The organism is Vibrio furnissii CIP 102972, from assembly GCF_000176175.1.
Classification (GTDB): Bacteria; Pseudomonadota; Gammaproteobacteria; order Enterobacterales; family Vibrionaceae; genus Vibrio; species Vibrio furnissii.
The window spans coordinates 34,261-58,648 of the sequence record NZ_ACZP01000016.1; the positions used below are offsets into that span (position 1 = coordinate 34,261).

General features: G+C 52.1%; 24 protein-coding genes. 5 read left to right on the top strand and 19 right to left on the bottom strand.

The features are described from left to right. Nucleotides 1-43 precede the first annotated feature (43 nt). From VFA_RS18150 to VFA_RS18170, 5 genes are all read right to left on the bottom strand, one after another. Nucleotides 44-640: an LPP20 family lipoprotein gene (locus VFA_RS18150; protein ID WP_004728316.1), complete on the bottom strand. Its 597-nt coding sequence runs from the start codon at nt 638-640 to the stop codon at nt 44-46. Between the two features lie 3 nt (nt 641-643). After that, a complete protein-coding gene (locus VFA_RS18155) occupies nt 644-1,657 on the bottom strand; it encodes a hypothetical protein (RefSeq protein WP_004728317.1) in 1,014 nt (337 codons plus the stop codon). Between the two features lie 24 nt (nt 1,658-1,681). Then, on the bottom strand, nt 1,682-2,656 hold the full coding sequence (locus VFA_RS18160; protein WP_004728318.1) for an LPP20 family lipoprotein: 975 nt from the start codon (nt 2,654-2,656) through the stop codon (nt 1,682-1,684). 155 nt (nt 2,657-2,811) lie between these two features. Next, nucleotides 2,812-3,384: a uracil-DNA glycosylase family protein gene (locus VFA_RS18165; protein WP_004728319.1), complete on the bottom strand. Its 573-nt coding sequence runs from the start codon at nt 3,382-3,384 to the stop codon at nt 2,812-2,814. Next, complete coding sequence (locus VFA_RS18170) at nt 3,384-4,310, bottom strand: D-2-hydroxyacid dehydrogenase (RefSeq protein ID WP_004728320.1); 927 nt, start codon at nt 4,308-4,310, stop codon at nt 3,384-3,386. Before VFA_RS18170 ends, VFA_RS18165 begins: the two co-directional genes overlap by 1 nt. A gap of 72 nt (nt 4,311-4,382) precedes the next feature. Between VFA_RS18170 and VFA_RS18175 the strand changes: the two genes are divergently transcribed. Together VFA_RS18175 and VFA_RS18180 are read left to right on the top strand one after the other, a co-directional pair. Continuing rightward, the gene (locus tag VFA_RS18175) at nt 4,383-4,988 is read left to right on the top strand and encodes a YjaG family protein (RefSeq protein WP_038152521.1); all 606 of its coding nucleotides are present in this window, start codon (nt 4,383-4,385) and stop codon (nt 4,986-4,988) included. A 167-nt stretch (nt 4,989-5,155) separates the two neighbouring features. Next, complete coding sequence (locus VFA_RS18180; RefSeq protein ID WP_004728322.1) at nt 5,156-6,400, top strand: mechanosensitive ion channel family protein; 1,245 nt, start codon at nt 5,156-5,158, stop codon at nt 6,398-6,400. Between the two features lie 47 nt (nt 6,401-6,447). On the opposite strand, the gene VFA_RS18185 is transcribed toward VFA_RS18180, so the two are convergent. Next, complete coding sequence (locus tag VFA_RS18185) at nt 6,448-7,530, bottom strand: CNNM domain-containing protein (RefSeq protein WP_004728323.1); 1,083 nt, start codon at nt 7,528-7,530, stop codon at nt 6,448-6,450. 406 nt (nt 7,531-7,936) lie between these two features. On the opposite strand from VFA_RS18185, the gene hupA reads away from it, so the two are divergent. Together hupA and VFA_RS18195 are read left to right on the top strand one after the other, a co-directional pair. Continuing rightward, nucleotides 7,937-8,209, top strand: a complete 273-nt coding sequence (hupA, locus tag VFA_RS18190) for a nucleoid-associated protein HU-alpha (protein ID WP_004728324.1) — start codon at nt 7,937-7,939, stop codon at nt 8,207-8,209. A gap of 42 nt (nt 8,210-8,251) precedes the next feature. Beyond that, nucleotides 8,252-8,944: a DUF1481 domain-containing protein gene (locus VFA_RS18195; RefSeq protein WP_038152523.1), complete on the top strand. Its 693-nt coding sequence runs from the start codon at nt 8,252-8,254 to the stop codon at nt 8,942-8,944. A gap of 78 nt (nt 8,945-9,022) precedes the next feature. Here the strand turns inward: VFA_RS18195 and purD are convergent, their stop codons facing one another. The 3 genes from purD to VFA_RS23940 all read right to left on the bottom strand — a co-directional run bounded on the left by purD (nt 9,023) and on the right by VFA_RS23940 (nt 12,242). Further along, nucleotides 9,023-10,315, bottom strand: a complete 1,293-nt coding sequence (purD, locus tag VFA_RS18200; RefSeq protein WP_004728326.1) for a phosphoribosylamine--glycine ligase — start codon at nt 10,313-10,315, stop codon at nt 9,023-9,025. Between the two features lie 87 nt (nt 10,316-10,402). Further along, entirely contained in the window at nt 10,403-11,995 is a 1,593-nt protein-coding gene (gene purH / locus VFA_RS18205) for a bifunctional phosphoribosylaminoimidazolecarboxamide formyltransferase/IMP cyclohydrolase (protein ID WP_004728327.1), read from the bottom strand. An 88-nt stretch (nt 11,996-12,083) separates the two neighbouring features. Further along, entirely contained in the window at nt 12,084-12,242 is a 159-nt protein-coding gene (locus VFA_RS23940; protein ID WP_081454175.1) for a phosphoribosylamine--glycine ligase, read from the bottom strand. A gap of 2 nt (nt 12,243-12,244) precedes the next feature. On the opposite strand from VFA_RS23940, the gene zntR reads away from it, so the two are divergent. Beyond that, a complete protein-coding gene (gene zntR, locus VFA_RS18210; RefSeq protein ID WP_004728328.1) occupies nt 12,245-12,643 on the top strand; it encodes a Zn(2+)-responsive transcriptional regulator in 399 nt (132 codons plus the stop codon). A gap of 38 nt (nt 12,644-12,681) precedes the next feature. Here the strand turns inward: zntR and VFA_RS18215 are convergent, their stop codons facing one another. The 10 genes from VFA_RS18215 to VFA_RS18260 form a co-directional block, all read right to left on the bottom strand. Then, entirely contained in the window at nt 12,682-14,322 is a 1,641-nt protein-coding gene (locus VFA_RS18215; protein WP_004728329.1) for a methyl-accepting chemotaxis protein, read from the bottom strand. A 251-nt stretch (nt 14,323-14,573) separates the two neighbouring features. Next, the gene (gene fis / locus VFA_RS18220; protein ID WP_000462885.1) at nt 14,574-14,870 is read right to left on the bottom strand and encodes a DNA-binding transcriptional regulator Fis; all 297 of its coding nucleotides are present in this window, start codon (nt 14,868-14,870) and stop codon (nt 14,574-14,576) included. Between the two features lie 23 nt (nt 14,871-14,893). Continuing rightward, a complete protein-coding gene (dusB, locus tag VFA_RS18225; protein WP_038152525.1) occupies nt 14,894-15,862 on the bottom strand; it encodes a tRNA dihydrouridine synthase DusB in 969 nt (322 codons plus the stop codon). Between the two features lie 139 nt (nt 15,863-16,001). Then, nucleotides 16,002-16,889, bottom strand: coding sequence for a 50S ribosomal protein L11 methyltransferase (prmA, locus tag VFA_RS18230; protein ID WP_004728331.1), 888 nt, complete (start codon nt 16,887-16,889; stop codon nt 16,002-16,004). Between the two features lie 138 nt (nt 16,890-17,027). Then, complete coding sequence (gene accC / locus VFA_RS18235) at nt 17,028-18,371, bottom strand: acetyl-CoA carboxylase biotin carboxylase subunit (RefSeq protein WP_004728332.1); 1,344 nt, start codon at nt 18,369-18,371, stop codon at nt 17,028-17,030. Between the two features lie 15 nt (nt 18,372-18,386). After that, entirely contained in the window at nt 18,387-18,842 is a 456-nt protein-coding gene (gene accB / locus VFA_RS18240) for an acetyl-CoA carboxylase biotin carboxyl carrier protein (RefSeq protein WP_004728333.1), read from the bottom strand. A gap of 61 nt (nt 18,843-18,903) precedes the next feature. Further along, nucleotides 18,904-19,353 carry a type II 3-dehydroquinate dehydratase gene (gene aroQ, locus VFA_RS18245; RefSeq protein ID WP_004728334.1) on the bottom strand — a complete coding sequence of 150 codons (450 nt, stop codon included), beginning with the start codon at nt 19,351-19,353 and terminating at the stop codon, nt 18,904-18,906. A 367-nt stretch (nt 19,354-19,720) separates the two neighbouring features. Continuing rightward, nucleotides 19,721-21,670 (bottom strand): acetate--CoA ligase, encoded by a 1,950-nt coding sequence (gene acs / locus VFA_RS18250; protein ID WP_004728335.1) that lies wholly within the window; start codon nt 21,668-21,670, stop codon nt 19,721-19,723. A 215-nt stretch (nt 21,671-21,885) separates the two neighbouring features. Beyond that, a complete protein-coding gene (locus tag VFA_RS18255) occupies nt 21,886-22,524 on the bottom strand; it encodes a 3'-5' exonuclease (protein WP_004728336.1) in 639 nt (212 codons plus the stop codon). Nucleotides 22,525-22,527: 3 nt separating this feature from the next. After that, the gene (locus tag VFA_RS18260; RefSeq protein WP_004728337.1) at nt 22,528-24,351 is read right to left on the bottom strand and encodes a DUF294 nucleotidyltransferase-like domain-containing protein; all 1,824 of its coding nucleotides are present in this window, start codon (nt 24,349-24,351) and stop codon (nt 22,528-22,530) included. Between the last annotated feature and the right edge of the window lie 37 nt (nt 24,352-24,388).

Sequence of the window (24,388 nt, forward strand, 5' to 3'; positions counted from 1 at the left end):
CCGAAATAAAGGCAGGGCAATCGGTAGCCCTGCCTTGTCTGAGTTACATGGATTTCAGTGAGTTCAGCGCGTTAGTCAAGTCTTCCGCGGCTTTCTCGTTGTTGAATTGATTCCATAATTTCGCGTCTTTAGATGCGGCATCCACAACTTGATCGACGTTGGCTTGGAACGTGGCTTTGTCCATGCCCACCAGGACGTACAGGCCGCCCGTTGGACTCACTTGGCTGACGATCAGTTTGCTGTTCGACAGGCTGCGGGTAACCACGTTCTTGGTGACGTTTTCGAATGTTTCCACCACGTTTTCAACGGCGACGTCATTGGTGGTGTTGACCGAGCTTTGAACCGCTTGCTTAAACAGGTTGTTGACGTCGGTTTGGAATTGCGCGGCCAATTGCACGCGTGCTTCGTTGATCGCCACTTTACGCATCACGCCCATGCCTGCGGCACTTTTCTTGGCATAGCCCATTGCGCCAGCTTCCAGATCCGTTGGCATTACATCACAGATCCACGCTGGGGCTTCGGTCGTTGGGGCATCCGGGAAAGTACACTGCGCAAATTGCTGCGCCTGTTCAACGGTTTGTGTGCTGTTACAAGCGGCCAGAGAGAGCGCCATCACGCTCATCAGAAGTGTTTTTTTCATCGGTTATAGTCCCATACTTTTCATTGTGGTTTGCGCGTGGCATTCGAGGTCGAGCAGGCTGTTACAATCTTTAGGCACGATTTTCGCCGCATCGCCTTTGCGCAGCTTGAGTGAGGTTTCCTCATCAATGCCGACCCAAGAGTACTTGGCCTTGATGCCGTGGGTTGGAATGTTGACCACGGTGCCTTCACCCACGGCGAATGTTTCTAGCTCGCCTTCGCTGTTTTTGAGGATCTTGGAAAAGGCGATGGTGTCGTTGGGTTTCACGTTTTTCTCAGAACCAATCGCAATCTTGGCCATGATGCCCGCCTCACATTGACGAACTTCAAGCACGGGCGCGCTGGCGGCCATCATCTTTTTCAGATCGGAACTGTATTCCACGGCTTCTGCGGCGGCTTTACTGGCCAAGCCTTGGTATCCGGCATTTGAGATTGGGCAGCTTGAATTGCGTGTTTCGGTGGATGACGAGTCGTCGCCTTTAATTTCGATGCGTTTCACCAGCGTCATGTCTGGCAGAGAGACAATTTTCACAATCGCCGTCACATCCACTTCGTAACGACAGCTGGCTGGAACGTGAATGGTTTCGCCTTTTTTGTTTTTGTAGCTGCGCGCTTCATCAAAAGATTTTGAGAAATCGGTGCTGGTGATTTCAGTCAACACAGCGTAGTCGGCAATCGGCACACCTTTGGTGTTGTAGCGACCACTTTGCTCCGCCAATTTGATTTCTTTTTTCAGCTTGTTAGCCAGTTTACGATCCACCAGTTGCGTGCCGGTTTCAATCACTTGGCTTTCTAGCGCGTTACGAATGACCGATTGCATTTTCTTTTGCGCACTGTCTTTGAAGTCCATGTCGACAGGTAACACGATCACTTTTCGGTCTTCGCTGGACTTGGCTGGCACTTCGGCGTTCGCCAAGTTCACGGCCATATCCGGTGTACAGATGGCGTCTGGGCCAGTCGAAATACAGCCGGAGAGCATCAAAGACACACCCAGCGCCACTGCGGTTTGTTTTAGCATAATAGACAACTCCATATTGTTTTTTTATTTAATTCCGAGGGCGTTCCATAGCCCTTGAGCGTCGACGATTTCCGCGAAATGACGCTCGGCTCCCTCCTTGGACAGGGAGTAATTGGACACAGAATTCCCGCTAGAAATAATTTCGTTACTCGCGAGGATATTTCCTTTTCGACCTTGGAGTTTGAGGGTCGTAATCTGAGTTGAGATATAGGCTTCTCCCACCGTGCTTTGCCGTAACTCTGAGGTCAACTTGAGTGTGTGTGTGGCGGCAGCGGTGCGTTTGAAGGTGGTTTTCAAACGTTCATGAGAGAATTTATCGGCCAGCAGTTCAGCGCTTTTCTTGTTTTTGGCTGAAGCGGCAAAGCGAATGACGATCGTCGACTGAACTTCGGCAATGGTGCTGAGCAGCGTATCAACGGCTGGTGCCTTAGGTATGAGGTCCTGATCGAGCGCACGCAGCATGGCTTGGCGCACGGCAACCGCATTGCCTTCCGAGGTGCGCTGTCGGTTATTTAACCACCACACCAGCGGGTCTTGATGTTGGCGTTGGTCAAGTTGACGCTGAGCGTTGCGATTGCTTTGCTCAATATCGGATTGTAATTGGCGGATGATTGTGTCGCGGCTGACTTTGGCCTGAACGTAGTAGGCGATGTCGTTGTGCTCGACTTGTGGGTACTCAATCCCGGTGAACGTGATCGTCGATGTTTTGCTATTGATTTTGTTATCCACAAGCGAGCTGGTGGACGAAAGCTCATTTCGACTTTGATAGACATCGCGTGATGCGAACGACGAATCAATTTGAGTCCAAAGTTGGGCGTTGATTTGGCTGAGCGCGGCTTGTTTGGCCTGATCTAAACTGCGTCCTTCACCGACAGCAGTGATGTATTCCGGTTGATTGGTTGGCGGCTTGCTGTACCAATCGGGTGGTGTGGTTGACTGACAAGCCCATAAAGCCACACTGCATAAGGCGATGATGACTTTGTTATTTATTGATAGCATGGTGTTATTTGATAAGCGCAACTAAACGTAAGTATGAATTTGCATACTATATAGTTATCTTTTTAAGATAAATGCGTTTTTTGGGAGAAGATCACGTTTATATGAAGGTGATCAGATTTTTGAATGCTTATGCATCCGTGTAAATTACATTTTGCTTAATTAATGTGCGTTTTGACATGCCTCGCAATGTAAGCGACCACGTCTTGTTCAAACCAAGGATTCTTCTTGAGCCACAATGTGTTACGTGGCGATGGGTGGGGGAGTGGCAGGTAATGCGGTGCCCAGCGTTGCCATTGACGCACGGTTTCGGTCAGGGTGGCAGGTTTGTCTTTCAGATAATAGTTTTGTGCATATTGACCGATCAGCAGTGTCATTTGGATGTTCGGCAACTGGGCCAAGACGGATTGATGCCACAGCGGCGCGCACTCTCGACGCGGCGGCAGATCGCCACTTTTGCCTTTGCCCGGATAACACAGCCCCATCGGCATGATGGCGATTTGTTTGGGGTCGTAAAAGGTCTCTTTGTCGATGTCGAGCCAGCGCCGCAAGCGATCGCCGCTCGGATCGTTCCACGGTACCGAGCTTTGGTGCACGCGAATCCCGGGTGCTTGACCAATGATCAAAATCCGCGCCGCTTCGTGCGCTTGAATCACGGGATTGGCACCCAAGGGCAGGGCCGGTTCACACACGCGGCACTGGCGAATGTCGCGCAGCAGATCGTGAAGCATCAGTACCCCTTGCTAAAATCAATGCGGTGATTGAGCTGAAAGCCGTCGCGCCACAGCGCGTAGTTGGCAGCGAATATGTCCACCACTTGCTGCGGAAAGCTTAGCGCTGCAATGTGCGGCGTGACGGTGATGGCTGGATGTGCCCAAAACGGATGTGTGTCGTTGAGTGGCTCGTTGGCAAATACATCCAAAAAGGCATGTTGAATATGGCCCGCTTCAATCAGTGGAATCAGTTCGTCTTCGACCAAGGTTTTGCCTCGGCCGACGTTAAACAGCAGGGCTTGCTGGCAATGGCTCAAGGTGGTCTTACCCAGTAATCCCAGCGTACTTGGCGTATTGGGCAAGGTGTTGACCACGATATTTGCCTGAGCAAGTGCCGCAGGCAACTCATTGATGTGATACGTCTGGCTGAAAGCGCCGTGCTTGGGCGGAATGCCGGAGCTGTTGACGCCAATCACCGTGAAGCCAAACGCTGTCGCCACGTTCGCCAAATGAGCACCGATGGAGCCTGTGCCGAGAATCGTCATCACTTGGCCGTTCAAGGATTGATATCGATGTGGCTGCCACTGCAGGTGGTGTTGCTGCTGTTGATAGCGCGTGAAATGGCGGTAGTGACTGATGGTGTAACCAAGCACGTATTCGGCAATCTGTTGGCCAAAAATACCTTTGACGTTGGTCAGTTCATAATCTTGTCGCAAGCCAGGTGCGATCAGCGCATCAACCCCAGCGTATGCCGATTGCAGCCACTCCAAGCGAGGAAACTCATCCAAGCATTGCGCCGCCAGCGGAGGTGCGGCCAGTAGCAAGGTGGCTTGGCTGCGATCGTCGGTGATTGCAAGCTCAGGCAGGTGCAGGGCTTCAATGGCTTCGCGATAGCAGGCGTTGTGCTCCGTTAAAATGTACAGCTGATGAGTGAAATTGTTCATAGATGCGCCTTTTTTCCCCGCTGGTTATCCAGTACACTTCCGCTGTCTTTTTCCGCAACGAATTGAGTGACCATGTTACAGACATCAAATGGGTTACAGAACCCTTTGCAACTTCGCCTTGAGAAGTTTGAACCTTGGCAACAGATTACCTTTATGGCGTGTCTATGTGAACGCATGTACCCGAATTACGCCATGTTCTGTGAACATACCCAATTCGCTGAGCCACGCAGTTACCGTGAAATTCTCGACAGCATTTGGGAATTGATGACGGTGAAAAACGCCAAGATTAATTTTGAGCGTCAATTGGAAAAACTGGAAGAGCTGATCCCGACCTCCGACGAGTTTGACTTGTACGCAGTTTATCCGGCGATTGATGCGTGTGAAGCGCTCGCGACAGCGTTGCATGGCCTGTTGGATCGCGATGATTTGTACGAATCGATGCAGAAAGTCAGCCAGATTTCGGTACAAACCGTCGCACAATTGGAAGAAGCGCAAACCGGTGAAACCATCACCAACGACAATCAGAAAGAGAACGAAGCCGTGTGCGAAGAGTGGGATGTGCAATGGGCCATCTACCGACCACTGCGTGAAGCGATTGAGCGCGATATCGACTTGATCAAAGATTTGCGTCAAGAGCTACGTGACGACTGCATCAGCAACATTGGTGTGTCACTGTAATTGATGGATGCGGGCGGGAGCACGCCTCCTGCCTGCGACGACCTGTCTGTTTTTCCCCTCTCGGCCTGCCCGCGGCCAATATTGTTATAAATTGTTAGCTACCACAGCACGATACCCCATAATGCGTTAGGATGCGTATCACGTAGTCCAAAATGCAGGAGTAAAGGATGTTGCAGTCTTTGGAGACTTGGCTGGGCCAGTTTGGCATCGAAATGTCTCAGTTTATTAAGTTGTCAGAAGCGTTAGGTTTGATCGTGCTGATCGCGGTGGCGGTGCACATTGTGCTCCATCGAGGCGTGGTCGCGTGGCTGAAACGCCGCGCAGAAAAATCCGATGCGGTTTGGCGTCACGCGCTGTTTGCGGGCAAATTGTTTAGCCGCATCGCACTGGTGATTCAGGGCCTCTTGATTGGTGTGCAAACCAACCTATGGCTGGCGCCGGAGAGCGTGATTCGCGATTGGATTCTGACGCTGGTAGCACTGTGGATTGTGCTGTTTGCGTTGCTCGCCTTGTATTCGTTGCTGGATGTGGCGGACACACTGCTCTCGCGCACGCCATTGGGCCGCAACATGCCGATTCGCGGCATTGTACAGAGCTTGAAAATCGTCTTCTTTGTCATCGCGGCGCTGCTGACCACGTCGATTTTAGTGGGCAAATCGCCGGTGATTCTGCTCAGCGGACTTGGCGCACTGACCGCGGTCATCATGTTGGTGTTTAAAGATCCCATCCTTGGGTTGGTGGCTGGGATTCAGTTGTCAGCCAATAAAATGCTCAGCGTGGGCGATTGGTTGGAAATGCCCAAATATGGCGCCGATGGCGATGTGATTGACATCAGTTTGACCACCGTGAAAGTACAAAACTGGGACAAAACCATCACCACGATTCCAACTTACGCGCTGATTTCCGATTCGTTTAAGAACTGGAAAGGCATGCAAGACTCGGGCGGCCGCCGCATCAAACGCAGTGTGTTGATTGATGCCACCAGTGTGCACTTTTTATCGCAGCAGGATATTGAGTATTTGACGCGCGCGAAACTGTTGGAGCCGTACATCAAAACCAAGTTGGAAGAGATCACGCAGCACAACCACAGTCAGCAGTTTGACGAGGAATGCTTAATCAATGGGCGTCGCCTGACCAATTTGGGCAGCTTCCGCGCTTATCTGGAACGCTACCTGCGTGCGCATCCTGATATTCATCAAGGCATGACGTTGATGGTGCGACAGTTAGCGCCGACGCATGAAGGCATTTCACTGGAGTTGTACTGTTTTACCAACACCACCGCGTGGGTGGATTATGAGCGCATTCAGTCAGACATTTTTGATCATCTGTATGCGGTGTTGCCGGACTTTGGGTTACGGGCGGCACAAGCGCCAACCGGGCATGATTTCCGCCATTTGCACGTCACGTCGTAAATACAACAACGCCCCTTATTTTTCGGGGCGTTTTTTTTGGCAGTGGGTTATTTGCGGCTATCGAGCGGCGCGTCCTCTTCTTCGTCGCGGCTTTCAATAACGCCGTGCTCGCGTTTCCAGCTTTCCCAGCGTTCGGTCGCGAGTTTTTGCATGTCGGTGGTGCGGTCCGCTTCGTCGATGATCTCTTCGCCAAGCAGGTGTTCAAACACATCTTCTAGCGTCAACAATCCTTGCACGGTGCCGTATTCATCCACCACTAAGGACAGCTGCAGGCGGTTTTTCATCATCTGAGCAAACGCTTTGGGGAGCGTTTGGGTGTTGAGCAACACGTGAATCGGGCGCATCACCATGCCCAGTTGTTTGTCACCAAAGCCGCTTTGTTGCAACTTAAACAGTTCAAGGCGATGGACAAAGCCGATGATGTCGTCGATGTCTTCGCTGTACACCAGCGGGCGCGAGAACGGTGTGTCGCTGTGCTGGGAGAGAAATTCGTTGATGGTTAACGCGGCATTGACGCGAAACAGCACGGTACGCGGCGTCATCACTTGCGTGACTGGCACATCGCTGATGCTCAGCAGGTTGTTGAGAATCTTCGATTCTCCTTCTGCCAGTTCTCCGCTTTCGTTGGCGAGCAGCGCCATGGCCGACAGTTCATCGCGCATGCGTGGCACTTCAATGTTGCGCGCCAAGCGTTTGGTGATTTGCTGCGAAAACCAGACAAACGGCGTCAGACACCACACCATCCAATCGAGGATCACCGCACTGGCTGGTGCCAGTTGGCGCCAGTACGCCGCGCCAATGGTTTTGGGCACAATTTCAGATAGCACCAGAATACCGAGCGTCAACACGGCTGAGAACACGCCGAGCCATTGGCTGCCAAAGACAACGGCGGCTTGTGCGCCTGCGCTCGCCGCACCAATGGTGTGGGCGATGGTATTTAAGGTGAGGATCGACGCCAGCGGGCGGTCAATGTCGCCTTTGAGTCGAGCCAGTTTTTCAGCGGACGGATGCGCTTGTTGGCGCAACTGCGCCAGATAGCTGGGCGTTAGGCTGAGTAAAACGGCTTCAAGCACAGAACAAATAAACGATACGCTAATCGCCACAGTGACGTATATCGTAAGCAAAAGCATGCGGGTTCCTTAATGGTTATACCTATCATGACCCCCGAATGGGGATGTGTGACATTCGGGGGAGCAGCGTGGTCGTGTTTGCAAAACTGCCACGCTGATGGCTGCATTTTAACAGCAAAAAAACGTGCTGTTGATGTTAAGTGTCCGTATTGATTGTGACGTTTCTTAATTCCGAAACACCTTGATACATCAGGCGTAGCGGGGCTTCGCCAACAATCTGGGATGCCATTTTGCGTGATAATTCCGTCAGGCGCTTGGCCCAATCCGTAACAAATTGTGAGTTATTACTCATATTATGGTTAAAAGTACGTCAGAGAGGCACAAGTTACGCGACAAACCTTTGCCAGACGGGGCATTTATGCTTTAGAGTGAACTGAATTCGATAACCTATGAGAAGGGAAACCTAATGAACAAGACCCAATTAATCGACTTTATCGCAGAGAAAGCAGACCTATCTAAAGCTCAGGCTAAAGCTGCTCTTGAAGCTACTCTTGGCGCGGTTGAAGGCGCACTGAAAGAGGGTGACCAAGTTCAACTAATTGGTTTTGGTACATTCAAAGTAAATCACCGTGCAGCGCGTACAGGTCGTAACCCAAAAACTGGCGAAGAGATCAAAATCGCAGCAGCAAATGTACCTGCATTCGTTGCTGGTAAAGCACTGAAAGATTCAGTGAAGTAATTGATGTAACGCCGAGATGTCTGTCTCGGCGTTTTTCCCTCTATGAAAAAAATTCTGTTTCCTTTATTGGCATTGGGCGTATTGGCCGGATGCTCCTCTTCTCTCCCAACACCTAACCTCGAACAAATCAGTGACTACACCGGGGGACAAAGTATGGGGGACGCGACCAGTTTCTATTGGTATACCGAACGTCAAAACCAACCCAGCAGTGCGGCAGATTATGTGTCGTCTGAGCGTTTTGGTTGGTACACATCCAGTTATCGTTGGGATGAAGGCCAAGTGCGTGAAGTTGTGCGCGAAGGCGTTCAACCGAAAAACAAGGTCTTGGTACCTTATCGTGTGCAACTGCGTTTCAACAAAGACGGTGAAGCGGTGTATCAGCAATACCGTGTCGACGGGAAAGTGTTGCCCCTCAACCAAGATCAGTTATCGCACTATCAGCAGCAGGCAAACGCACTCGCCGAGATGACCAAATCTCAGGATGCACAAGGGTTGGAATTGATCCAAGGTGTGTGGGATGGTGAAGTGTTTGAAACCTGTACCGGGCGAGAATATCGCCGAATTGAATTTAATCAGACGCTGCCCAATTTTGTGGTCAACCGACTGTCATCGCTCGACAGCTATGTCGCGTTTCTGGGCAAAATCCGTAACGACAAAGTGTATGTCGAAGAGCTGCTGATGCTAGCGGATGATAACCACGACTGCATTCGGCGTCCGAATCTGATTAGCGATTAATCGCGTGCTCATTTGAGCAGACACCCCGAATAGAAAAAAGGCGCCTTACGGCGCCTTTTTGCGAATCAACGATGGACGTTATTGGTTTTCCTGCTCGCGAGCAATCGCGCGGTAACCGATGTCGTTGCGGTGGAACATGCCATGCCAGCTGATCTGTTTTGCCAGTTCGTACGCACGTTGCTGCGCTTCTGACACGGTATTGCCGAGCGCGGTCGCACACAGCACGCGGCCGCCGTTTGTGACGACGTGGCCATCTTTGTCGGTGGTGCCCGCGTGGAACACTTTCTGACCTTCCACTTCCGTGGTTGGCAGGCCGGAAATGATGTCGCCTTTGGCGTAATCACCCGGGTAGCCACCCGCAGCCAGCACGATACCGATGGACGCGCGTGGATCCCATTTCGATTCCACTTGGTCCAGTTTGCCATCAATCGCTGCCAGACACAGTTCCACCAGATCAGATTGCATACGCATCATGATCGGCTGGGTTTCTGGGTCACCAAAGCGGCAGTTGTATTCAATCACTTTAGGCGCGCCAGTGCTGTCGATCATCAGGCCGGCATACAAGAAACCTGTGTATGGATTGCCTTCGGCCGCCATGCCACGCACGGTTGGGTAAATCACTTCCTGCATCACGCGATCGTGGATGGCTTGGGTCACCACAGGCGCTGGTGAGTAAGCGCCCATGCCGCCGGTGTTCGGGCCAGTGTCTTGGTCGCCGACACGTTTGTGGTCTTGGCTGGTGGCCATTGGCAGCACGTTTTCGCCATCGACCATCACGATGAAGCTGGCTTCTTCGCCATCGAGGAACTCTTCCACCACAACACGGCTGCCCGCATCACCAAACGCGTTGCCTGCCAGCATGTCTTTGATAGCGTCTTCCGCTTCTTCCAGCGTCATGGCGACAATCACGCCTTTGCCTGCGGCGAGGCCGTCGGCTTTGACGACGATCGGTGCACCTTGTTCACGCACATACGCCAGCGCTGGCTCAATTTCAGTGAAGTTGGCATAAGCGGCGGTTGGAATGTTATGGCGCGCTAGAAAATCTTTGGTGAACGCTTTTGAACCTTCTAATTGCGCGGCAGCTTGCGTTGGGCCAAAGATTGGCAGGCCAGCGGCACGGAATGCATCCACCACGCCAATGACCAGCGGCGCTTCAGGGCCAACGATCGTCAGCTCAATCGCGTTGTTCTGTGCAAAGGCAACTAGGCCCGCGACATCTTCAACTGCGATATCGACGTTTTGCAGCTTCGCTTCCAGCGCGGTGCCCGCGTTCCCCGGAGCGATAAATACGGTTTCAACCGCAGGGTTTTGCGCGACTTTCCAGCCTAGCGCGTGCTCGCGACCGCCAGAACCAATAATTAAAACTCGCATAAATGAATTCCTTAATTTTAAATTCGGATCTTTGCATCATGGGGAGCGCGACCACGCTGGCTGGCTCCCCTGTGACGGCTCGAAGCATTAGTGACGGAAGTGACGCATGCCGGTGAAGATCATCGCCATGCCGTGCTCGTCCGCAGCAGCAATGACTTCTTCATCACGCATGGAACCACCTGGTTGAATCACGCATTTAATGCCCGCTTCGGCGGCAGCATCGATACCATCGCGGAATGGGAAGAATGCATCGGATGCCATTACGCTGCCAGCCACTTCCAGACCTTCGTCGGCCGCTTTAATACCCGCAATTTTCGCGGAGTAGACGCGGCTCATTTGGCCTGCGCCAACACCGATGGTCATGTCGCCTTTGGCGTACACAATCGCGTTTGATTTGACGTATTTCGCGACTTTCCAGCAGAACAGCGCATCTTTCAGCTCTTCTTCGGTCGGTTGACGTTGAGAAACCACTTTCAGGTCGCTCAGTGTCACCATGCCTTGATCGCGGTCTTGAACCAGCAGGCCACCGTTGACGCGTTTCACATCAAAACCAGTGGTCTTGCTGTGCCATTCGCCACATTCCAGCAGGCGCACGTTTTTCTTCGCCGCCACTACATCAATCGCTTCAGCAGAGACGCTTGGTGCGATGATCACTTCAACAAACTGGCGTTCGACAATGGCTGTGGCCGTTGCTGCATCGAGTTCGCGGTTAAACGCGATGATGCCGCCGAATGCGGAGGTTGGATCGGTTTGGTAGGCGCGGTTGTACGCTTCCAGAATGTCGCCGCCCAGTGCCACACCACATGGGTTGGCGTGTTTGACGATCACACATGCTGGTTCAGCGAACTCTTTGACACATTCCAGCGCCGCATCGGTATCGGCGATGTTGTTGTAAGACAGGGCTTTCCCCTGAATCTGACGTGCGGTAGACACCGACGCTTCTTCTGGGTTTGCTTCGACGTAGAACGCGGCGTCTTGATGGCTGTTTTCGCCGTAACGCATGTCTTGTTTCTTGATGAACTGTTGGTTGAAGGTGCGTGGGAATTTTGATGCCTCATCGCCTTCTTTGTTCTCGCCGTAGCTCGGAACCATGGTGCCGAAGTAGTTGGCAATCATGCCGTCGTAAGCCGCGGTGTGTTCAAACGCAGCAATGGCGAGGTCAAAACGCGTGTCCAGCGTCAGTGATTTTTCGTTTGCATCCATTTCGGTGATCACGCGGTCGTAATCGCTCGCGTTCACGATGATGGTCACATCTTTGTGGTTTTTCGCCGCAGAGCGCACCATGGTTGGGCCGCCGATATCGATGTTTTCCACCGCGTCAGCCAGTGTGCAGTTCGGATTGGCCACGGTTTGCGCGAATGGGTAAAGGTTCACCACCACCATGTCGATTGGGTTAATGGCGTGCGTGTTCATGACCTCGTCGTCCTGACCACGACGGCCAAGAATGCCACCATGAACTTTCGGGTGCAGCGTTTTCACGCGCCCGTCCATCATTTCTGGGAAACCGGTGTAGTCAGAGACTTCAGTTACTGCAATGCCTTGCTCGGCAAGTAGGCGAGCGGTACCACCAGTAGACAGGATGTCGACACCGCGCTCAGAGAGCGCTTTTGCAAACTCAACAATGCCAGTTTTATCTGATACGCTGATGAGTGCACGGCGAATTGGACGAGCGTTATTCATGCTTCCATTTTCCTTAAATTCACGGAGTTAATGACGAAAGATGTTTGCCAAAATTGTTCATGAGGGATAGCGCTGCATCACCCCTTGGTCAGTTTTGGTAAAGACCTTTTTCTCCAAGAGTTCGGATGGCGCGTATTCTAACCAATTTATTACAAAAGATCTCGCGCAATCGTTTGGCATTGGGAAAATAATAGCTAAAAACAGGTTTTTCAAGCGAAAAAAGTAACCAAAGAGTAAATAGGTGCAGTTATGTTTCAGATAGGTGAATTGGCGAAACGGTGTGGAGTTTCCACCGATACGCTGCGTTTTTACGAGAAAAATGCGCTGATCTCGCCAGCCGGTCGCAGCGATTCGGGTTACCGACTGTATGATGAAGAGAATCAGAAACAGGTAAGTTTTATCCTCAAAGCCAAAGAGCTGGGGTTGAGTCTGGAAGAAATTAAGGAACTGCTTGAGATTCGTTTGGAAGCGACCGAGCACAGCTGCGCAGAGGTCAAATCCATTACCTCGGCCAAGCTGATGTTGATCGATGAGAAAATTGCCGACCTGATGCGCATTCGCAGCGCCCTGAAAAAAATCAACGACGCCTGCTGCGGCCATCGGGATGATGACGCCAGCCATTGCTCCATTTTGGCGGCGCTGGAATGACAAAGGGCCTTTCGGCCCTTTGAACTGATGACTTCCGGTTACACCTTAAACGTTGAGAAGCTGTGGATCAGCTGCTGGCCGTTTTCCATCAAGAGCTCGCTGGCGGCGGCGACTTGTTGGGCTTGTGCGGCGGATTGGGTGCTGTGATCGGCAATCTGCGTCAGGTTGCGACTGATTTCATCGGTCGCGAGTGATTGTTGGTTACTCGCCTCTGCAATGTGCTGGTTGAGGGTCAAAATGGTGCTGACCTGCTGATCAATCGCATTGAGCACCTGCTGCGCTAAGTCGGCTTGCTCTTGCGTGGCTTTGGATTGATGCTGTGTTTGTTCCATCGATGCGCTGACATCGCGAGTGCGTTGTTGCAGGCTGGCAATGATCTGTTCGATTTCATTGGTGCTGCTTTGCGTGCGTGTCGCGAGTGTGCGTACTTCATCGGCGACCACGGCAAAGCCGCGCCCTTGCTCTCCGGCGCGCGCGGCTTCAATCGCGGCATTAAGCGCCAGTAAGTTGGTTTGCTCAGCGACGCCACGAATCACTTCTAAAACCGCGCCGACATCTTCGGTTTCTTTGGCCAGTGCTTGCGTGTCGCGATCGGTTTTACTCAATAGCTCCGACAGTGAGCTCATGTAGCCCGATGCTTTGGCGATGACATTGCTGCCTTCCTGACCTTTGGTGCTGGCGGTGTGCGCGGCGACGGCAGCTTCCTGCGCCGCATTGGCCACTTCTTGGTTACTGGCGTGCAATTGGTTCATGGCTGAGGCGACGGTATCGACCGATTGTTGCTGCTCCATGGCTTTGCCAGAGGCGCTTTGTGCCACTTGGGTCAGCTCTTGCGCGCTGCCCGTGACGCTTTCGGTGATTGGTGCAATGTCCTGCACGATGTGGCGAATCTTGCCAGTAAACTGGTTGAAGGCGCGTGCGATGCGCGACAGTTCGTCATTGCCGCTGGTATCGAGCTGGCGCGTAAGGTCACCTTCGCCTTTGGCAATGTCTTCCATCGCATATAGGGTGGCCAGACAGGGTTTTGTGATGCTGCGACCGATGGTGTAGGCGAGGGCTAACATCACCGCAATCGCGATCGCCAGTTGTAGCAACACGGTTTGCAGGCGTGTTGCGACCAGCGCTTGCACATCATCAATGTACACGCCCGAGCCGACGATCCATCCCCAAGGCTTGAACAGTTTGACGTAGGAGACTTTCTCGACCGCCTCTTGTGCGCCCGGTTTCGGCCATAAGTAATAGACCACGCCTTCACCTTGGTCTCGTGCGCGATGGGCCATCTCGACAAATAATGCCTTGCCGTTCGGATCTTTAACTTCCGACAGGGCTTTGCCGTCGAGCTGTGGCTTAAATGGGTGCATTACCATGGTGGGCGTCAGATCGTGAATCCAAAAGTAGTCTTCGTCGCCGTAACGGGCGGCGGCGATGGCTTGTTTGGCTTGCTGCTGGGCTTGCTGCTCGGTAAGTGCGCCGCTGGTTTGTTGCTGATAAAAGTAATTGAGCAAAGAGGTGGTGCTTTCAACCAGATGACGGGTTTGATTTTGTTTGGCCAGCATCAGGTCATCCTGATAGTCCTGAACCAATAACGTGAGGGGGATCAGCAGAAGCAATGTGATGGTGCCGCCGAGTAAATAGAGGCGGGCACGAATGCTCATCTGACGCAGACTAGAAAAATTCATAAGCATCACTCCTTGTAATGCGGGCTGTTGAACAGAGGCGATATTGTTTTGATGAATTGTGAATCGCACTTTGCACTGTAACAAATGCAGGAAATGAGCGTAAATGCGACGAAGGACGAATCCTCAATAACTTGCAACTGAGCTCTAGTTTTCAACGAAATCGTGGGGTGTTTGCAGTTAAAGGCGTGCGGTTTTCGGGCAATAAAAAACCGAGCCTCAGCTCGGTTTTTTTCAAAAAGGGTCAGAACGAATTAGTTCATGCCGTATTTTTTCAGTTTTTTGCGAAGAGTACCGCGGTTGATACCCATCATGGTTGCTGCGCGAGTTTGGTTACCGCGAGTGTACTGCATGATGGTGTCTAGTAGTGGTTGTTCAACTTCAGCGAGAACTAATTCGTATAGTTCTGTCACTTCCTGACCGTTCAGTTGTGCCAAGTAGTTTTTAAGAGACGCTTTAACTGAATCACGTAGTGGTTTTTGCGTGATTTGATCTTGTGAAGTTACGGTAGTTACTGTTAAAGCTTCTGAAGTCAGATTTTGTTCGAACATATTCGGTCTAGCTCTTCTCTTAATTATGATGCAACGTTATCAAAATAACCTTCTAATGCTTCGAGTTGCAGCGGGGCTGCCTCTATGGCATTGAAGGTACGGCGAAACTCACTCGCCTGTTCATGTTCTTTGAGATACCACCCAACGTGCTTGCGCACGATGCGAGGGCCTAAATACGCTCCATAAAATTGATGCAGAGCGTTCACATGACCAAGCAGGATGTCTTTCACTTCCGAAATCGGAAGCTCAGGCATCGTGGTGCCGTTTTCCAAATAGTGTTGGATTTCCTGAAAAATCCACGGACGTCCTTGGGCAGGTCGTCCAATCATTAAAGCGTCAGCGCCGGTGTACTCCAGCACATGTTTGGCTTTCTCCGGAGAATCGATATCACCGTTAGCGATAACCGGAATCTGAATAGCCGCTTTGACCGCTTTAATGCTGTCATATTCCGCCTCACCTTTGTACATGCAGGTCCGGGTTCGCCCATGGAGCGCCAGTGCCTGAATGCCGCAGTCTTCGGCAAGTTTAGCGATTTGGACGCAGTTTTTATTGTCTGTGTCCCAGCCAGTTCGGGTTTTGAGTGTTACAGGAACATTCACTGCATTCACTACGGCTTTCAGGATGTCTTCAATGACATTCGGATAGCGTAGTAGCGCAGAACCGGCCAGCTTCTTATTCACTTTTTTCGCTGGGCAGCCCATGTTGATGTCGATGATTTGCGCACCGTTTTCAACGCTGAACTGGGCCGCATCGGCCATCAGCTGTGGATCGGAACCCGCAATTTGTACAGAGCGAATGCCCGATTCGCCTTCATGCACCATGCGGTTTCTGGACTTGTCTGTTTTCCACAGCGCTGGGTTCGAGGACATCATTTCACTGACGGCCATTCCCGCGCCATAGCGGAGGCACAACTCTCGAAACGGTCTGTCGGTGACACCGGCCATCGGTGCAACGATGAGATTGTTCTTAAGTTGATAATTTCCGATTTTCAAAACGTCTTCACAGCTTCATACCAGCAAGGGCGCGCATTTTACGCATTTTTTCGATGCGTGAAAAGACTAATATTTGAGCATTTACAAAAACATTTTGTAAATGGCCTATTTTTCAGTCAATTAGCGCGCAAAGTCTTATCTAGCCTTGTTTGCGACCCGTGATGCGGCACCATTCTTCCTTCTCAACGATCGGATCAACGTGCAGTTCGTCACGGTAATAATTGGCGACGTCTTCGGCTTGAGTGTTCAGTACGCCGGACATGGCCAGCAGGCCATTCGGCTTCATCAAGCTCTTGATGACAGGGGAGAGTTCGCGCAGTGGGCCAGCGAGAATGTTGGCGACCACGACGTCAGCCACGAGGCCTTCGGGCTGGTCTTTGGGTAGGTATACTTCAATCAGATCTTCAACGCCGTTGCGGGACGCGTTGTCTTTGGATGCCAGCAGCGCTTGTGGGTCGATGTCGATACCAATCACTTTTGCAGCGCCCAGTTTGATGGCGGCAATGGCCAAAATGCCCGAGCCACACCCAAAGTCGATCACGGTTTTGCCGGACAGATCGAGTGAGTCAAGCCATTCCAAGCACAGCGCGGTGGTTGGGTGTGTGCCAGTACCAAAGGCCAAGCCAGGGTCGAGCATGACGTTGACGGCGTCTGGGTCTGGCACGTCGCGCCAGCTTGGGCAGATCCACAAGCGTTTGCCAAACTGCATTGGGTGGAAGTTATCCATCCATTCGCGTTCCCAGTCTTTATCTTCAATTTGCTCAACTTTGTAGGCAAAATCGTCCGCCAGTAGGTGACTGGCGCGAATTTGGCTCAACACCCATGAGGTATCGGCTTCGGCATCGTAGAGGGCAAGAACATCGGTATCGCCCCATAAACGTGCTTCTCCCGGCAGGGGTTCAAACACGGGCGTATCCTTCGCGTCCAGGAAAGTGATCGATAACGCGCCCGTGTCGTCCATCAACATATCGCTGATGCGCTCGGCGTTTTCGTTGGTCGCGTTCAGTTTAATTTGAATCCAAGGCATTGCTCTTGCTCTCTTCAGTTCGTTCAATTGGCGCAAAGTGTAGCAGATTTGGCCCGTTTTTATAGAGGCAGTCCATTCACTCAGCGCCGCCCACAAAAATGCCCACCGAAGTGGGCATTTGCGCGGCTAAAAAGCGGGTTATTGCAGACCCAGCTTTTTCTCCAGATAGTGGATGTTGGTGCCACCGTGCTGGAAGTTCTCATCTTTCATGATCACTTGCTGCAGTGGAATGTTGGTTTTGATACCTTCCACAATCATCTCATCGAGCGCGTTACGCATCCGTGCAATCGCGACGTCACGGTTCTCACCAAAGGTGATCAGTTTGCCGATCATCGAGTCGTAGTACGCCGGTACGGTGTAGCCTGAGTAGATGTGTGATTCCCAACGCACGCCCATGCCACCTGGTGAGTGGAAACGGGTGATCTTGCCTGGGCAAGGTAGGAAGCGCTCTGGGTCTTCCGCGTTGATACGGCATTCCATCGCATGGCCACGAATTTTGATGTCGTCTTGTGTGAACGACAGCGGTTGGCCTGCTGCGATGCGCAGCTGTTCTTTGATCAAGTCAACGCCTGTGACCATTTCAGTCACTGGGTGTTCAACCTGAATACGTGTGTTCATTTCGATGAAGTAGAATTCGCCGTTTTCGTACAGGAACTCAAACGTACCTGCGCCGCGGTAACCGATTTCGATACACGCACGGGTACAGCGTTCACCGATGTACTTACGCATCTCTTCGGTAATGCCTGGTGCTGGTGCTTCTTCCACTACTTTCTGGTGACGACGCTGCATTGAACAGTCGCGTTCACCCAAGTGGATCGCGCTGCCCTGACCATCGGCCAGAACTTGGACTTCAACGTGACGTGGGTTTTCGAGGTATTTCTCCATGTAAACCATGTCGTTGTTGAACGCCGCTTTCGCTTCTGCACGGGTCATGCTGATGGCATTGACCAGTTCCGCTTCGCTGCGAACCACACGCATACCACGACCGCCGCCACCACCAGAGGCTTTGATGATCACTGGGTAACCAATGCGTTTCGCGTGTGCACGGTTTTTCACTTCATCGTTGTCCAGAGGACCGTCAGAACCCGGTACACAAGGAACACCGGCTTTCTTCATCGCGGTGATGGCTGAGACTTTATCGCCCATCAGGCGAATGGTGTCGGCTTTTGGACCGACGAAGATAAAGCCGCTGCGCTCAACTTGTTCAGCAAAGTCCGCATTTTCAGACAGGAAGCCGTAACCGGGGTGGATGGCCACTGCGCCGGTCACTTCAGCTGCTGAAATGATGCGTGGAATGTTCAAGTAGCTATCGATGCCTTTTGCAGGGCCGATACATACGGTTTCATCCGCCAGCAGGACGTGTTTTAGATCGCGGTCTGCTGTGGAGTGAACGGCAACAGTTTTGATGCCCAACTCTTTACATGCACGAAGAATACGAAGCGCAATTTCGCCTCGGTTCGCGATGACTAACTTATCTAGCATAACTACGCGCCTCGATTATTCGATGACAACAAGTGGCTGGTCGAATTCTACGGCCTGACCGTCTTCAACAAGGATCTCGGTCACTACACCAGACTTGTCTGCTTCGATTTGGTTCATCATTTTCATCGCTTCAACGATGCACAATGTGTCACCCGCTTTCACAGTTTGACCCACTTCGATGAATGATTTTGCATCTGGACTTGGTGAACGGTAGAACGTACCCACCATTGGAGAAAGAACCATGTGGCCCGCAGGCGTTTTGGCTGCTGCTGGTGCTTCAGCGACGGGCGCTGCTGCAGGTGCTGCTACTGGCGCTGCCATTGGTGCAGGTGCGGCATACTGGATAGGTGCAACTGGGGCGACACCGTGACGACTGATGCGTACCGATTCTTCACCTTCAGAAATTTCTAGCTCAGCAATGCCTGACTCTTCAACCAATTCGATAAGCTTCTTGATTTTACGAATATCCATTGTTTCTTTCTCTTTTATCTTGTGAATAAGACAGCTCAAATGAGCTGCAGAGTGTTTGGGTTTACTTTGCTTGCAGCGCGCGAACGGCTGCCGACAAAGCGAATTCATAGCCTTGTGCACCAAGACCGCAAATCACCCCGTGTGCCTTATCAGACAGGTAGGAGTGATGACGGAACGGTTCACGAGCATGTACATTCGATAGATGTACTTCGATAAATGGAATAGCAACCCCCAGCAATGCATCACGCAACGCCACGCTGGTGTGAGTGAATGCGGCCGGATTAATAATAATGAAGTCCACTTTGCCGTATGACTGGTGGATGGCTTCGATCAGTTCGTATTCGCGATTTGACTGAAGATGATCCAACTCAATGCCAGCGCTTTCTGCTTGTTCTTGTAGGTTCGCTACAATTTGCTCCAAAGTTTGTGAGCCGTAGTGTGCCGGTTCACGTAAACCTAATAAGTTTAAGTTTGGACCATTTAAAACCAGAATGCGTAATTTTGCTGCCATTGTGTTGCTATCTCCCTTTATTATGTAGTTATTGCGAATATTCCCATATTATCGCTTATTCGACACAACTTTTTTGTCAAAAGTTCGCGCTTTTTATTAAATTGACCAAGATTATAGCTAATTCATCGCAAATGGCAGCAATTTACTGGTCTTATCACTTTGATTGACCTTTTGCAGCATCGCATCGACTTTTTGTTAACGAATGTGAATGGATCAGGGCGCGCGGGCCGTCTGTACTGGGAGGGGCGCGGTTTTGTGCGGGGAAGGATACTGATGAAATGCTTACTAATGAGTGGCTTATCGCACGTAAAAACCAAAGCACCTTCCATCGGAAGGTGCTTGGTATGTGTGCAAATTCGCGCGAGGGTTACACCAATTGTGCTTTCTCGGCGATCAGTTTATCGACCACACTTGGATCGGCGAGGGTCGATGTGTCACCCAAGTTTCCGGTATCGCCCGTGGCAATCTTGCGCAGAATGCGGCGCATGATCTTGCCTGAACGTGTTTTTGGCAGTGCATCCGTCCAGTGCAGCACATCCGGTGTGGCGATCGGGCCAATTTCTTTGCGTACCCAATCTTTGACTTCTTTGTGCAGCTCCGCGCTGGGGTAAACACCATCGTTGAGTGTGATGTAGGCGTATATCGCTTGACCTTTAATGTCGTGCGGCACGCCCACCACGGCGGCTTCGGCGATCTTATCGAAGGCCACCAATGCCGATTCAATTTCAGCGGTGCCCATGCGGTGCCCGGACACGTTGAGGACGTCGTCCACGCGGCCAGTGATCCAGTAGTAGCCATCTTCATCACGGCGCGCGCCGTCACCGGTAAAGTACATGCCTTTAAAGGTGGAGAAGTAGGTTTGCTCGAAGCGTTCATGGTCGCCATACACGGTACGCATCTGACCGGGCCATGAATCGAGGATCACGAGGTTTCCTTCTGCAGCGCCGTCAATCACTTCACCCATGTTGTCGACCAATGCCGGTTGCACGCCAAAGAATGGGCGAGTCGCAGAACCAGGTTTCAATGCCGTTGCGCCAGGCAGTGGCGTGATCAAAATGCCGCCTGTTTCGGTTTGCCACCAAGTATCAACAATCGGCGATTTTTCATTGCCGATGGTTTTGTAGTACCACTCCCACGCTTCTGGGTTAATTGGTTCACCCACCGAGCCCATGATGCGCAGGCTGCTGCGCGAGGTGCCTTTCACCGCTTCATCGCCTTTCGCCATCAGGGCTCGAATCGCAGTGGGGGCCGTGTACAGAATGTTGACTTGATGTTTGTCGACCACTTCACTCATGCGCGCGGTGCTTGGGTAGTTAGGAACGCCTTCAAACAAAATGGTTTTCGCGCCGTTCGACAGCGGCCCGTAAATCAGATAGGTGTGGCCGGTGATCCAGCCCACATCAGCAGTACACCAGAACGTTTCTCCCGGCTGGTAATCAAAGACGTATTTGAAGGTCATGGTCGCGTAAACCAAGTAACCGCCTGTGGTGTGCAAGACGCCTTTGGGTTTACCGGTTGAGCCTGAGGTGTAGAGAATGAATAGTGGATCTTCTGCGTTCATCTCTTCTGGCGGACACACATCGGAAGCCGCTGCGACCGCATCGTGCCACCACACATCGCGGTGTTCGTGCCACGCAACCTCACCGCCAGTGCGTTTGAATACGATCACTTTGCTGATGGTTTTCACTTCTGGGTTGGTCAGCGCTTCATCAACGTTTTTCTTCAACGGTACGGCGCGGCCGCCTCGCACGCCTTCATCGGCAGTGATCACCACTTTGGAGTCGGAATCGATAATGCGTCCGGCCAGCGCTTCGGGAGAGAAGCCGCCAAATACCACGGTATGTACCGCACCAATGCGGGTACACGCCAGCATCGCCACGGCAGCTTCCGGCACCATCGGCATGTACAAACACACCACGTCGCCTTTGCGAACGCCTTGTGCTTTCAATGCATTGGAGAAACGGCACACGTCGCGGTGCAGTTCGTTAAATGTCAGGGTCTTATCATCGGCTGGATCATCGCCTTCCCAAATGATGGCCACGTCGTCACCGCGTTCCGCCAAGTGGCGGTCAATGCAGTTGGCGGAGACGTTGAGCGTGCCATCTTCAAACCAGCGGATATCCACGTGGCCGGTATCAAACGAGGTGTGCTTCACTTGGGTGAATGGCTTCATCCAATCCACAATCTTCCCGTGCTCGCTCCAGAAACCTTCCGGATCGGAGACCGATTGTTGGTACATCGCTAAATAGGTTTCGTCGTCGGCATGGGTGTGCGCTTTGATGTTTTCTTTGACTGGATAAATGTGGGCTTCACTCATTGCATGTTCTCCTTGTGAATACAGCAAATTTCCTTTTCACACAGCGTTTCAAACACGCGGGCGGAAATTCGATATGCCTATAACTCTTAGTCAGCGGCGGTTTTTACACAATTAGACTTTAGGATGAATGGTCGATTTGTTTCGAGAAAATAGGCAGTTAAGCCGGTTTTTGAGAAGTGGATCTAAGCTTGTGCACGGTGAGGTTTGCCCACGTGTTACGAGGAATGGTGAGCCGAGGAAGTAAACGCGGGCAATTCCCCTTTGGTTAAACGCACGTAAACCAACGCCGCGGTGATGGCATCTTGCAAGGCGTCGTGTTTGTCTTGCAGCGGCAAATCAAGATGACGGCAGATCGCATCCAAGCTCAGGTCGAAATAGGCGTTGGGCAGATGTTTTTCCAGTTTGTCGTGATAGATATGACTGACTTCAATCAAGCTGTTGGGCAGCGGAAACCCCAAGTGGCGGCGGCACGCGATGTCGAGAATCTTTTTGTCGTAGCGAATGTGGTAGCCGACCAGTGGACGATTGCCGATAAACGCAATCAAGCGCGTTAAGGCGTCTTGTTCACTGATGCCATCGACTAAATCTTGATGGCGAATGCGATGAATGCGCACCGAGCCAGAATCAAGCGATTGTGGCGCGCGTAGCCGCACTTCAAACGGCTGGCTGGTCAGAATGCGGTTGCCGATGATTTTCGTCGCGGCGATGGTCACCAACTCGGCCCGATTTGGGTCCAAGCTGGTGGTTTCACAATCCAGCGAGACAAATTCTTGTTCGGTCGGCGCTTCAAACAGCGTTTGGTAACGGGAGCCGCGCAGCTTGTAGTGCCAGTATCGGCGGGCAATCCAATTCATGGCTTAGTCCCGAATTTGATAATGGTAGCCCAGCCATTGCTTGAACTTTTTGACCACATGTAGGCTGTGGCGCAGCAAATCGCGTTCGGCTCGGTCGAGTTGTTTTAAATCCAGCGTATTGGCACTGTGCTGGTTGCTGAGCTGCTGCGCGAGGCGCAATTTGAAGAACTGCTTCAATGCTTCACTCAGGTTGTCACCGGTCTCTTGCTCCAACACCTTCTGTTTAACCAAGGCTTCAATGCGTTCAAAGGTGTTGTTGACGGCAATGTGGTGTTCGAGGCTCAAGGCGCGAATGCCGTGCACCAGCGGGAAGATGCCCCCTTGTTTGATATCGAGGCCGGATTTGGAGTTTTTGACATTCCCCAATAGTGTCAGCGGTACCGAGAAGTTGAGCGCCGGTCGCGTAAATTCGGTCAAAATCAGCTCCTGATCGGCCATCAATTGATGCAGGTGCGCTTTCACCGGGGCAAGTAGGTCTGTGTTGCCCGCCACCGCGTGGGCGTCAGCCATGATGGCAATATCCATCACGCGTTCGGGGCTGGCGGCTTTCACCCATTCCGTCAGTGTGTGTTTCCAAGCGCTTTGCGACTTGACCCATTTCGGATTGTTGACCATCACTTTGCCTGGGCAAAGTGGGTAGCCCAACTGCAATAACGTATGCGACAACTGGTTCATGACGGGCTGGCATTGATGCCACTCCAACCCATCTTTGATGATCAAGGCATTGTCCTGATCGGTTTTAAGAATTTGTTCGCCGCGCCCTTCCGAGCCCAGCACAATGAGGCAACAGTGATCGTGCAGCGCGGGAGGAACCACCAATTCAAACGCTTTTTCGATGATTTGTTCGTTGACCGCCGAAATCAGCTCCATCACAAAGCGGGTGCGTACGCCGCGGCTGAGCAGGCTTTCCACCAGTTGGCGCTGTTTATTGGAGGCCAGCGCCAGCTCCTCGATGCTGGACGCGCGGGCTATCGCCAAGGTCAGCACGTGTGAATGGGTCGAAAACGCACTGAGGATTTGAATCATGTCCAGCATACCGACCGCTTGATGGCCTTCGCATACCATCAGGCGTTTGACCCGCTGGCGAGTCATCATCACCATGGCATTGAACAGAAAATCCCCTTCATCGACGTGCAGCACGGGAAAGGTGGCAATGTCGCCGACGGGGGCATCGAGTGCCACGCCGTCGAGCATCACTGCGTGCAGCATGTTGGTGCGCGTGACGATGGCATACGGATGGGCAGGGCTGCCTTGCAGCCGCGGGTCGTTTGCGTCGAGTTGCACCAAAGCGGCATCGACTCCATGGTCTTTCATCAGTTGCGTGACCGCTTGCAGCGGCTGCTCGGGTGTCAGTAGCATCGGCGCGAGATAAATCGAATGGTCAACTTTGGTCAGAATGAATTCAGCGATGTTCTTTTGCTGCTGAGCCGCTTCAATCAGCGCTTGGCGTTTCGCGAGGTTATTATCGAAGTACGCCGCAAATTGACCATTTTCATGGTACAACGCCATAAATACACTTTGGGGAAGCAGGTAACTCAGCGTATCTTCCAAAGCCACGTAATGGTGCTTGGTGCTGCCTTCAAAGATGGCTCGAACATCAAATAGGTCATCGTTGGCGTAATGGGCATAAATCTCTTTGCCGTCGGCCGCGCGCTCTTCCACGGTGCCTTTGATGAGCACATGCAGATGTGTGCAGGGTTGACCGCTGTGCAGAATCACTTCACGTTCACGAAAATAAGCCACGTCTAACGCGGCGCGTAGAGACTGTTGTTGACTGGCCGTCAGACGGTCGAACGGCGGGGACTGCATGTTGAATTTATCCGGCATGGTGCGAGCTAACCTTAGGGAATGACCTCAGGTAAGT